The 11,679-nt window shown below is 58.5% G+C and carries 11 protein-coding genes and 2 tRNA genes; 3 read left to right on the top strand and 10 right to left on the bottom strand.

What is annotated here, in order from left to right; translation table 11 throughout:
• Window positions 1-40 precede the first annotated feature (40 nt).
• The 10 genes from VJ956_RS03320 to VJ956_RS03365 form a co-directional block, all read right to left on the bottom strand.
• A complete protein-coding gene (locus tag VJ956_RS03320; RefSeq protein ID WP_324081639.1) occupies window positions 41-1,255 on the bottom strand; it encodes a serine hydrolase domain-containing protein in 1,215 nt (404 codons plus the stop codon).
• A 294-nt stretch (window positions 1,256-1,549) separates the two neighbouring features.
• Window positions 1,550-1,626: transfer RNA gene (locus VJ956_RS03325), tRNA-Met, on the bottom strand.
• A gap of 112 nt (window positions 1,627-1,738) precedes the next feature.
• Complete coding sequence (ychF, locus tag VJ956_RS03330; RefSeq protein ID WP_324081641.1) at window positions 1,739-2,830, bottom strand: redox-regulated ATPase YchF; 1,092 nt, start codon at window positions 2,828-2,830, stop codon at window positions 1,739-1,741.
• Window positions 2,831-2,866: 36 nt separating this feature from the next.
• A complete protein-coding gene (pth, locus tag VJ956_RS03335) occupies window positions 2,867-3,454 on the bottom strand; it encodes an aminoacyl-tRNA hydrolase (RefSeq protein ID WP_324081643.1) in 588 nt (195 codons plus the stop codon).
• A 30-nt stretch (window positions 3,455-3,484) separates the two neighbouring features.
• Window positions 3,485-4,135, bottom strand: coding sequence for a 50S ribosomal protein L25/general stress protein Ctc (locus tag VJ956_RS03340; protein ID WP_324081645.1), 651 nt, complete (start codon window positions 4,133-4,135; stop codon window positions 3,485-3,487).
• Between the two features lie 165 nt (window positions 4,136-4,300).
• Window positions 4,301-5,251, bottom strand: a complete 951-nt coding sequence (locus VJ956_RS03345) for a ribose-phosphate pyrophosphokinase (protein WP_324081646.1) — start codon at window positions 5,249-5,251, stop codon at window positions 4,301-4,303.
• Between the two features lie 52 nt (window positions 5,252-5,303).
• Window positions 5,304-5,378: transfer RNA gene (locus VJ956_RS03350), tRNA-Gln, on the bottom strand.
• A gap of 19 nt (window positions 5,379-5,397) precedes the next feature.
• Window positions 5,398-6,261 carry a 4-(cytidine 5'-diphospho)-2-C-methyl-D-erythritol kinase gene (gene ispE, locus VJ956_RS03355; RefSeq protein WP_324081659.1) on the bottom strand — a complete coding sequence of 288 codons (864 nt, stop codon included), beginning with the start codon at window positions 6,259-6,261 and terminating at the stop codon, window positions 5,398-5,400.
• A complete protein-coding gene (lolB, locus tag VJ956_RS03360; RefSeq protein WP_324081649.1) occupies window positions 6,252-6,887 on the bottom strand; it encodes a lipoprotein insertase outer membrane protein LolB in 636 nt (211 codons plus the stop codon). The genes ispE and lolB overlap by 10 nt, the downstream gene beginning before the upstream one ends.
• Complete coding sequence (locus VJ956_RS03365) at window positions 6,884-8,665, bottom strand: tetratricopeptide repeat protein (protein WP_324081651.1); 1,782 nt, start codon at window positions 8,663-8,665, stop codon at window positions 6,884-6,886. The genes lolB and VJ956_RS03365 overlap by 4 nt, the downstream gene beginning before the upstream one ends.
• Window positions 8,666-8,834: 169 nt before the next feature.
• Between VJ956_RS03365 and hemA the strand changes: the two genes are divergently transcribed.
• From hemA to VJ956_RS03380, 3 genes are all read left to right on the top strand, one after another.
• Window positions 8,835-10,124: a glutamyl-tRNA reductase gene (gene hemA, locus VJ956_RS03370; RefSeq protein ID WP_324081652.1), complete on the top strand. Its 1,290-nt coding sequence runs from the start codon at window positions 8,835-8,837 to the stop codon at window positions 10,122-10,124.
• Window positions 10,121-11,206, top strand: a complete 1,086-nt coding sequence (gene prfA / locus VJ956_RS03375; protein ID WP_324081654.1) for a peptide chain release factor 1 — start codon at window positions 10,121-10,123, stop codon at window positions 11,204-11,206. The genes hemA and prfA overlap by 4 nt, the downstream gene beginning before the upstream one ends.
• On the top strand, window positions 11,199-11,679 hold a 481-nt coding region (locus tag VJ956_RS03380), incomplete at its 3' end, for a HemK/PrmC family methyltransferase (RefSeq protein ID WP_324081656.1). The genes prfA and VJ956_RS03380, both read left to right, overlap by 8 nt.

Genomic DNA, 11,679 nt, shown 5'->3' on the forward strand with positions numbered 1-11,679 from the left:
CGGGATTATTGTTCCGCTGGTCAGTATGCCACAACTTAAGTCATACCAGAGCGCCGTAAACCATGGCTCTGAGTTGCTGGCGAACGGGGTAGGCCGACGAAGGCATGAGCTGGGTCATGAATACGACCACCATGTCTTCGACCGGGTCGACAAAAAAGGTGGTGCTGGCCAGACCTCCCCAGCCGTATTCCCCCACTGAGCCATTGGCGTGGGATCTGGCGACATCCGTCTTGACCGAAAAGCCGAGACCGAAACCACTGCCCTCATAGGGTGTCTCGCTGAACGCGCCTACCGACAAGGATGGCAGATCCTGATTGCCGGGAAGATGGTTGCTGCGCATGAATTCCAGGGTCTTGCGGCCGATGATCCGTTGGCCCCGGTATTCGCCGCCCTGGCAGAGTGCCTGGGCAAAGGCATGGTAGTCATCCACGGTGGAGACCAGGCCACCCCCGCCGGAGAAAAAATGGGGGGTTTTCCGGTATCTGGAGCGCGCCGGGTCATCCTGCAGTTTCATGGTATTGTCCGGCTGGTGGAGATAGCAGGCGGCGAAGCGCTCAAGCTGGTCCTCGCGTACCTTGAAGCCGGTGTCCGACATTCCCAGAGGCTCGAAAATATGCTCGCGGAAGTACTCGTCCAGCGGCTGTCCGGACAAGAGTTGCACCAGGTAACCGACCACATCGGTGGACACGGAATAGTTCCAGGCAGTGCCCGGAGAGAATTCCAGAGGCAGCTCCGCAAGCCGGTCAACCAGCTTGTCCAGGGTCAGGTTTCCACTGCCATCAAGCTTGAGCTCGCGGTAGGCCGCATCCACGTTGGTCCGGTTGAGAAATCCATAGGTAAGCCCTGAGGTATGGGTGAGCAGATCCCGGATGGTCATGGTGGATGTGGCGGGCTCAGTCTCGAAACCGGGCCAGAGCCCGGATTTGTAGACTCTCAGGTTCTTCCAGGCCGGAAGGTATTTATGCACCGGGTCATCCAGCAGAAAGCGACCCTGCTCATACAGCTGCATCATGGCAATGGAGGTGACCGGCTTGGTCATGGAATAGATTCGGAACACAGTGTCCCGCTGTGCCGGCTTGTCGCCTGCAATATCCATCAGGCCCTGGGCCCGGGACCAGACCACCTTCCCGTGGCGTGCTACCAGGGTCACGGCGCAGGGCATTCTGCCAGGCCGGATGTAGTGTTCGTCAAGGTGGCGGGGGATTCTCTCCAGCCGGTCAATGGACAGGCCTGAAACGATGTCGGATTCGTGCATGAACAGCTCCCGGGACAAATACACCGGAGCTTAGTCCATTAACGATACCGAGAGAAGGGGGTGTGCCGGGTGCCGGGCACAAAAAAGGCCCACACTTACGCGAGGACCCTTTCTTAATTCTGGTAGCAAGGGGCGGAGTATTCGGCCTGCGGCTTCACCCTTCGGGCCGTCGTCGCTGCGCTCCGACGTTCCTCTGCACGCAAGCGTGCTCCGGTCGTACCGCCTTCGGCGGTTTAACTCCTGCTGGCGGATATTAAAAAAGCCTGACTCTTTCGAACCAGGCTTTTTTAATATTGGTAGCAAGGGGCGGAGTCGAACCGCCGACCCCGGCATTATGAGTGCCGTGCTCTAACCAACTGAGCTACCTTGCCATCTCGTCGGGGACTCAGGTGATGAAACCGGGTCCGAACGAGGCGCGTATTCTCGTGATTTGCGCCCTGCCTGTCAAGACTGTCGGCGGGTTTTTCCCTGAAATCCCGCCCGTCAGACGTTGAAACGGAAATGGATGACGTCACCATCCTTTACGATGTAGTCCTTGCCTTCCAGCCGCCACTTGCCGGCATCCTTGGCTCCGGCTTCGCCGTTGTACCTGACAAAGTCGTCGTAACTGACGACTTCCGCCCGGATAAAGCCGCGTTCGAAGTCAGTGTGGATCACACCAGCCGCCTGGGGCGCGGTTGCGCCGACCTTGACGGTCCAGGCGCGGACTTCCTTGACGCCGGCGGTGAAATAGGTCTGCAGGTTCAGCAGGCTGTAGCCGCCGCGAATGACGCGGTCGAGGCCGGGCTCGTCCATGCCCATTTCCTCCAGGAACATGGACTTCTCATCGTCTTCCAGTTCAGCGATTTCAGCTTCGATTTTGTTGCAGATGGGTACAACGACCGCATTTTCAGAGTCGGCAATTTTCCGCACGGTGTCCAGGTGTGGATTGTTGTCAAAGCCGTCTTCGCTGACGTTGGCGATGTACATGGTCGGTTTGACGGTCAGCAGGCAGAGTTCACGGATCAGCGCCATCTGGTCGCGGTCGAGATTCATGCTGCGTACCGGTTTGCCCTCGTTAAGCACCGGCATCAGCTGCTCAAACATCTCCAGTTGGGCCCTGGCTTCCTTGTCCCCGCCCTTGGCCACGCGCTGGACCCGCTTGATCGCCTTTTCGACGGTTTCCAGGTCGGCCAGGGCCAGTTCGGTGTTGATCACCTCAATGTCGGAAGCCGGATCGATCCTGTTGGCAACGTGAATGACATTGCCGTCCTCAAAGCAGCGCACCACGTGGGCAATGGCGTCGGTCTGGCGAATGTTGGCGAGGAACTGGTTGCCCAGCCCCTCGCCCTTTGACGCACCTTCGACCAGCCCCGCAATATCCACGAATTCCATGGTGGTTGCCACGACCTTTTCCGGTTTCACAATCTCCGCCAGCCTGTTCAGCCGGGGGTCCGGCATGGCAACAACGCCCGCATTCGGTTCGATGGTGCAGAAGGGAAAGTTTTCGGCGCCAATGCCGGATTTGGTCAGCGCGTTAAACAGGGTGGACTTGCCGACGTTGGGCAGGCCTACGATGCCGCAGTTAAATCCCATGGAATGCCTCTGCTGGGTATGGAAAATTTGGCCGGATTATACCGGTTTGAAACTGTGCAGGCGATTCATGGCGGCGGCGAGTTTGCCGCTGGCTGCATCCGGCAGTACCCGTATGATTTCATCAATCACCGCGTTCAGTTCTTCGGTTTCCTGCTTGCCAAGGCGGCCAAGAACATAACCGGTGACCCTGCGACTGTCGCCCGGGTGGCCAATGCCGATGCGCAGGCGCTGGAATTCATTGGTGGCCAGATGCGCGATGGTGTCCCGCAGGCCGTTGTGTCCGCCATGGCCGCCGCCCTTCTTGAGTTTGGCCGTGCCGGGGGGCAGATCAAGGTCGTCGTGGGCAACCACAATCTGTTGGGGGGCAATTCCGAAAAAATCAGCCAGGGCTTTGATCGGCAGCCCGCTGCGATTCATAAATGTGGTCGGGTTCAGTAAATGCAGGTCCAGGCCCTGCCACCGAATACGGGCATAGAGTCCGTGGAATTTCTTTTCGGGGCGGAGCGTCTGGCCCGCTTCACGGGCCAGAGCTTCGACGAACAGGGCGCCGGCGTTATGGCGGGTATTTTCATAGTCCGGACCGGGATTTCCCAGCCCGACCACCATGACGATATCCTGTGCCATTTGCCACTGTCCTCGTCAGTCCGGGAGTAATTACTCCTTGTCTTCGTCTTCTTCACCCGAGTCTTCTTCACCTTCCTCGGTGCCTTCGACTTTCGCGGCGCGGGGCTTATGGACCGCCACTACCGGCAGATCGTAATCTTCACCCTGGGCGAGTGTGGCGATACGGACGCCTGGCGCCAATTTAATATCGCTCAGATGAACCACCTCATCCATTTCGACGCCGCTCATGTCGATCTCGATATACTCTGGCAGATCCTGGGGCAGACAGATGATTTCCACTTCGTTGATCTGGTGGTGTGCAACGCCGCCGTGGAGCTTGATAGCCGGTGCGGTTTCTTCGTTGATAAAGTGCAGCGGTACGTTGACGTGGATCTCGTGATCCTTGTCGACGCGCAGGAAGTCGGCGTGAGTCAGCAGAGCCTTGTAGGGGTGGCGCTGAAGATCTTTCAGAATCACGCTTTCTTTCTTGCCTTCCAGCTCAATGGTCAGAATGTGCGCAAAGAAGGCTTCGTTTTCCAGCGCTTTCTTCAGCTCGTTGTGCCAGATCGAGATGCTGGTGGCATCCTTGTTTCCGCCATAGATAATGGCCGGAATCTTTTTTTCCTCACGACGCAGGCGGCGGCTCGCACCTCTCCCCTGATCGCCACGAGGAAATGCTTCAATTACATATTCCTGAGACATGGTATTAACCTCAATCGTCACCTGAAGGGCCCGCGACCAGGCTGGAAATCAGATGATGTTTCTGAAAAGCCGGGTTTTCCGGCTGACTAAAAGACTCGGGAGCCGTTTAGGCTCCCGACCCGGTACTGCCTGTTATGCCTGACCGACGCGAATCGGCTTCACCCGTCAGACATTATCGAACATGGCGCTGATCGACTCTTCGTTACTGACCCGACGGATCGATTCGGCCAGCAGTCCTGCCATTTCGAGGACGCGGATTCTATCACAGTTCCTGGCTTTGTCACGTAACGGAATGGTGTCGCACACGATCAACTCGTCAAGTTGCGAGGCATTGATATTGTCAACGGCCGGTCCGGAGAGCACGGGATGAGTGATGTACGCAATTACTTTTTCTGCACCTTGCTCTTTCAGCGCGTTGGCGGCTTTGCAAAGAGTACCGGCGGTGTCAATAATGTCGTCCACCAGAATGCAGGTCTTGTCTTTGACATCCCCGATGATGTGCATGACCTGGGATACGTTGGCCTTGGGTCGCCGTTTGTCGATGATGGCCAGGTCGGCGTCGTCCAGCTTCTTGGCAACGGCGCGGGCACGAACCACACCGCCGACGTCGGGTGAAACCACCACGAAATTTTCGAACCGTTGCTTCTCGATGTCCTGCAACATCACCGGGGTAGCGTAGATGTTATCCACCGGAATATCGAAAAAGCCCTGGATCTGATCGGCGTGCAGGTCAACGGTCAGCACCCGGTCAACGCCGATGCTGGAAATCATGTCAGCAACCACTTTGGCGCTTATGGCAACCCGCGTCGAACGGACCCGGCGATCCTGACGGGCATAGCCATAGTATGGAATCACCGCCGTCACCCGGGTTGCCGACGCCCGCCGCAGAGCATCTGACATGACGATCAGCTCCATCAGGTTATCGTTGGTCGGGTGGCAGGTTGGCTGGATGATGAATACATCATGACCGCGGACGTTCTCGTTGATTTCGACGGTGGTTTCGCCGTCGCTGAAGGTTCCAACGGTGGCCTGGCCCATGGGGATGTGAAGTTTCTGGGCGATGGCTCGGGCAAGCTCTGGATTGGCATTGCCGGTGAAAATCATCAGTTTGGACACGACGGCATCCTTCTTGGTATCGGCGGTTGATTCAGAAGAAGCGGGAGAAAGATGGCTGGGGTGGCAGGATTCGAACCTGCGCATGACGGGATCAAAACCCGTTGCCTTACCACTTGGCGACACCCCAGTAACGTGCTTTTTTGGCATCAGTTCAGCTCTGTCAGCTTGCTGTGAAGTGGTGAGATATTCACCCCTTTAGCGACGAACCCGTTAATGCCGGAGGGTTTACTTGCCCAGATGTTCCGGGCCTCGGATTCTGTTGGGAAACGTCCAAATATGCAAGCACCGGTTCCGGTTAACCTTGCAGGTCCGAATTGTGACAGCCATTCCAGGCCTTGACGAACCTCTGGATAAAGTCTGCGAACTACATCCTCACAGTCGTTTCGGTACCTCGGGGCGTCTCCCTCAAAAGCGGGCGCTATTTTGATTCTGGGGGTGTTTCTTGTCAACCCTTGCTTGGAAAAAATCTCTCGGGTGCTGATGTCGCAATCGGGTTTGAGAATGACATACCAGTCCTCCGGAGGGTTGGCCGGCGTCAGTTTGTCGCCGACGCCTTCGCCCCAGGCCGCGTGTCCCCGAACGAATACTGGCACGTCTGCACCCAGGCCCAGACCGAGATCCGCCAGTTGCTGCAGATCCATCCCAAGTGACCATAGATGATTGAGGGCAAGCAGCGTTGTGGCCGCGTTGGAACTGCCTCCACCCAGGCCCCCGCCCATGGGGAGTCGCTTGTTGATGCTGATGCGCACACCGGGCACAGGTCTTGTGGCTGCCTCTGTCAGCAGCCGTGCGGCCCGGTAGACAAGGTTGTCCCGGTCGGCGACGCCGGGCAGCGGTTCGGTCAGGGTTATCTGCCCAGCGGATTCCGGCTCAAAGGTAAGTTCGTCACCAAAGTCCAGAAACTGGAACAGAGTCTGAAGCTCGTGATAGCCGTCTTCCCGCCGCCCGAGGATGTGAAGGAACAGATTGAGCTTGGCCGGCGATGGCAGGGTCAGGCTCATCACGGTGATCCGTCCCCCTGAGTCTCCCAGTCTGACACCACCAGACGGACGCGCTTCTGGTCTTTTACAGCGGTCAGGCGGGCCGGCAGCAGGGGGTGGTTCTCGACAAACCGCCGCCAGCGATCATAGCGGATTTCCCAGCCCTGCTGCAGGATCAGCGCCAATTGGCCCTGATCGTCGAACAGCAATCGGTAACTGCCCTCAGTGCCGGGCTGGCCTTTGATCCAGCGGGTCAGATTGCCGAGGGGCAGTTGCCAGCCGGTTGCGGCTTCAACCAGGGCCTCCGGATCACCGGATTGATAACGGTCACCATTGGGCATGGTCAGTTCAATAAAATCGGCTGTTCCCCGAAGGCGGGTGCTACCCATGCCAAGAAACGATGAAGAAAGCCTGATGTCGTAGTGATTTCCGTTCTGCGTCCAGTGGTTAATGATTGCAGTGCCGCTATCGGAGGGTTGTCGAACCGCCAGTTTTCCGGAAAGCTGCCACCGGGTGAACTGATCAAGGCGATTCTGGCGTTCCGTCCAGCTGTCGGGTTGGCGGTCAGTCAGGCCCTCCGGCAGGGGTTCAAGCTCAATGGACGCGCAGCCGCTGATCACAACCAGTACTGCCAACACGCTGGCGCGTAAAATCACTGCGGTGCTTCCTCCGTCAGGCGATCAATGGTTTCACGCAGAACCGGGTGATCGGGATCCTGTTCGAGCCCCTGTTCCCAGATGATCCGGGCCTGGCTCTGGTTGCCGGTCTGCCATAACACCTCGCCAAGATGAGCGGCCACTTCCGGATCGGGAAATACTTCCCAGGCGCGGGTGAGATAATCGAGGGCCTGCTCGGAATTGCCCTGCTTGAATAATACCCAGCCCATGCTGTCCAGAATGGCCGGATTCTCCGGGTCCTGTGCCAGCGCTTTTTCAATCAGTGTCTGCGCCTCGTCATAGCGGTCGGAATGCACGGTGATGATGTATCCGAGGGCATTCAAAGCCACGGCATTTTCCGGTTCGGCCGCAAGGATGGTTCTGAGGTCGGCTTCAGCATCACCGGCACGGCCGACAGCGTCCAGTTGCATGGCCCGGGCGTAACGGAGCTGGATGTTATCCGGGAACTCTTGCAGCGCTGCATTGGCCGCCGCCAGTGCCTCGGACCCGGTGCCATGGTCGATGAGCAGGTTCACTTCAAGCTGCCAGAAGTTTTCTGCCTGTTGGGGGTTGGCCTGGCGCAGGGCCTGAATGTTGGCCAGCGCCTCTTCCAGTTCACCCTGTTCCGCCCGCAGTTCACTGGCGCGGGCAATGGCGGGGAAGTAGTAATTGCCGGACGCTACCTTCTGATAGTGGTCAATGGCCTGCTCGCGGCGTTCGTTCTGGTCCGCTATCCGGCCCAGATAATAGTGCGCTTCATTGGTGTGGTGGTTCTGTTCGATCAGGCGTGTCAGTTCCTCCCGGGCGACCCCGGTTTCACCATTTTCCAGGGCAACCAGTGCGTGAGACAACTGCAGGCCGGGTGCATCCGGAAAACGGGTGACCAGCCGTTTGAATTCGTCCTGCGCAGATCTCAGTTCACCTTCGCCGATCAGCATCCGGCCATACAGTGTGCCCATCCGGCGATTATCCGGAAACCGGCGGGTATTACGCTGCAGGTAATCCAGAGCTTCTCTTTTTTGCCCGCTCTGATAGAGCAGGTCGCCTTTCAGTACCAGGGCAGGCTGAAAATTCGGATTCTGATCGAGCAGTGGTTCAAGTTGTGCCAGGCCCTGCTGCGGGTCGCCGGTGACTTTCAGTAGCAGGGCAATACTGTACTGCAGCTCAAGGTCATCCGGGTGGCGTTGCTCCAGTTCAAGATACAGCGCCAGCAGTTCCTGCTGTTTGTCAGCGGGTAAATTGCCGGCCATTGCGGCCAGACTGTCAAAATCCGCATCGCCGCCCAGATCCATGATGGTTTCCATATGGCCCAGTGCAGTTTCAAGCTGGTTCTGCTTGACCGCCTGCAGTGCCAGGATCCCGTGTGCCTGCAGATTTCCCGGCTCGATTTCCAGCCATAGGTCAGCCAACTGGCGCTGGGCCTGGTCGGCATTCAGGGACTGGGCAATGCGAAGGCTGCGCTTGATAACGCCAGCATCCCTGGACTGCTCGGCGGCCTTGAGGTAGCTCGCCAGTACCACATCGTAACGTCCCCGTTGGGCCGCAATCTCACCGGACAACAGCAGATACAGAACGTCAGGCTCGAAGTCGGCGTACTCCAATTGTTGTTCGGAGGGCTGCGCTGGTTTGGCCTGATCCTGCGGCGTGTCATTGCTCTGTGTGCCAGTCTGCCCGCTGACCGGACTGCTTTCAGCGCCGGGGGGGCTGTCGAAGGCGGCACAACCGGCCATTAACAGGCCAAGCAGGCAGGTAATAAGCGTTAAAGCGGGCTTTTGCATGCAAGATCCCATGGTAAGGTGAGCCGGTAGACGATAAGCCTGTATGATGGCATAAGCTTCGGGGGTTGCCCAATATGTCCGTAGTTTCGGGCTTGCGGGTGGCGGCAGAGGCTCCCGGCGGTTAAAATAACGTCAGACGTTTCTTGGCAGAAGGCAGCTTGCACCTGATATGGCATTGGTCACCCTGGGAATCAATCATCGCACCGCGCCGGTAGAGCTGCGTGAGCGCATTGCGTTTGCGCCCGACCGCATGGGTGAGGCGTTTGTCGAACTGAAGGCGTTTTCCGGCGCTTCCGAGGCTGCCATCCTGTCGACCTGTAACCGCACGGAGCTCTATCTTGCCGGCGATGACGACTGCGCACCCTCGGTGCTGCGCTGGCTGGCCGGTTTTCATGATCTGCCTGCGGGGGATCTGGAAGAAGCACTTTATGTTTACCGCGATGCAGAGGCCGTGCGGCATGTCATGAGAGTGGCAGCCGGGCTGGATTCGATGGTTCTTGGCGAACCCCAGATTCTCGGCCAGTTGAAAGATGCCTATGCGCTGGCCCGGCAGCACGAAGCCAGCGGCGGCTTTCTGTCCCGTCTTTTCGAACAGACCTTTTCCGTTGCCAAGCGAGTGCGGACTGAAACCGCCATAGGCGAAAACCCCGTTTCAGTGGCCTATGCAGCGGTAAGCATGGCGCACCATATCTTTTCGGATATGTCCCGGCACAAAGCCCTGCTGATCGGCGCGGGCAAAACCATTGAACTGGTGTCCCGCCATCTGGCCGATGCCGGCGTGAAAGATTTTCTGGTCGCCAACCGCACCTTTGAGCGGGCGCAGGCGCTTGCTGATGCCCGGGGAGGCAAGGGTATCCTGCTTTCCGAAATTCCGGATTACCTGGCGGATGTCGATATTATCATTTCCTCCACCGCCAGCCCCTTGCCAATTCTGGGCAAAGGCGCGGTTGAACGCACACTGAAAAAGCGCAAGCACCGGCCGTATTTTATGGTGGACATCGCGGTTCCCCGGGATATAGAGCCGGAGGTAGGCTCGCTTGAGGATGTCTTCCTCTACACGGTGGACGATCTCCACCAGGTCATCGAAGAGAATGTGCGCTCACGAGAAGGCGCCGCCCGCGAAGCGGAAAATCTGGTCGCCGATGGCGTCAACAGGTTTCTCAGCCAGTTGCGTGCGCTGGATGCGGTATCGACTCTGAAGCAGTTCCGGCAGCGGGCTGAAACCCTGCGGGATGTCGAGACCGAAAAGGCCCTGCGGGCATTGCGCAACGGCGCGGATCCGGAAACAGTCCTGCGCGGTATGGCGCGGGGTCTTACCAACAAGCTTCTGCATGAGCCTTCTATCCAGGTTCGCAAGGCAACCACCGAAGGCAGAATGGAAGTGACTGAGTGGTTGCGGGAACTGCATCAACTGGATTCGATCGAAGCCGACGATCTGAACATCCCGGAAAAGCTATGAAACCATCCATTCAGGCCCGTCTCGAGCAGCTCAACGAGCGCTACGAGGAAGTCAGCGCGTTGCTGAGTGACCAGGAAACCATCGCCAACCAGGACAGATTCCGGGATCTTTCCAAGGAATTCGCAGAAATTGAACCTGTTGTCCATTGTTTCAAGGCCTGGCAGCAGGCCCGGGCGGATGTGGAAGAAGCCAGCGAACTGGCTCGTGACGGCGACGCCGATATGCGCGCCATGGCCGAAGAAGAGCTTGAAGCTGCGGAACAGAAAAGCGAGGAGCTGGACACCGAACTGCAGCACCTGATGCTGCCCAAGGACCCGGATGATGGCAAGAATGTGTTTCTGGAAATCCGCGCCGGAACCGGGGGCGACGAGGCTGCCATTTTCGCCGGCGACCTCTTCCGGATGTACCTGCGTTACGCCGAAAAGCAACACTGGCAGGTAGAAGTGCTCAGCCAGAGTGAAGGCGAACACGGTGGTTATAAAGAACTGATTGCCCGGGTTGCGGGCAGTGCGGTGTACGGCACGCTGAAATTCGAATCCGGCGCCCACCGGGTGCAGCGGGTGCCGGAAACCGAATCCCAGGGACGGATTCACACCTCTGCCTGCACCGTTGCCGTCATGCCGGAAGCGGACGAGACCGAAGCGGTCGAGATCAATAAATCCGATCTGCGGGTTGATACCTTCCGGGCCTCCGGAGCCGGTGGTCAGCATGTGAACAAAACCGACTCCGCGATCCGCATTACGCACCTGCCGACCGGCATAGTGATTGAGTGTCAGGAAGAGCGCTCACAGCATAAAAATCGCGCCAAGGCGATGAGTTTTCTGGCCTCGCGGCTGCAGAATGACCAGACCGAACGCCAGCAGAAATCCATCGCCGACACCCGCAAAAGTCTGGTGGGCAGCGGTGACCGGTCAGAACGTATCCGGACCTATAACTTTCCCCAGGGGCGGGTGACCGACCATCGGATCAACCTCACGCTCTATAAGCTGGAAGAGGTGATTTCCGGGGATCTGGATGCTGTCATAGCGCCGCTGAAACAGGAGCATCAGGCCGATCTCCTGGCCGCGCTGGCCGATGACTGATACCCCGGAAACCAGCGAAAGGCTCCTGGCATCTGCCGCACTTGCCATTGGCGGCGATACCCCAAGACTGGATGCAGAGCTGCTTCTGAGTTCTGTTACCGGCTGGACGCGAACCAGCTTCCGGGCCTGGCCGGAACGCCAGCCTTCTGCCCCTGCCGCCACCGAGTTCCGGAGTCTTGTCCAACGCCGGGCAGCCGGTGAGCCGGTGGCGCATTTGCTGGGTCAGCAGGAATTCTGGTCACTGCCGCTTGCCGTCGATACCTCTACCCTGATTCCCAGGCCCGATACCGAATGCCTGGTGGAAGCCGCGCTGGAACTGCCAATTGCCGGGGAGGCAAGCGTCCTGGACCTGGGCACCGGCACGGGTGCCATTGCCCTGGCGCTGGCCAGTGAACGTCCGGGCTGGGTAGTGCGGGCCTGCGATTCCCGGCAGCAGGCGGTCGAGCTGGCGGCGCGGAATGCCATGACCCTCG

The organism is Marinobacter sp. (genome assembly GCF_035268745.1).
GTDB lineage: Bacteria > Pseudomonadota > Gammaproteobacteria > Pseudomonadales > Oleiphilaceae > Marinobacter.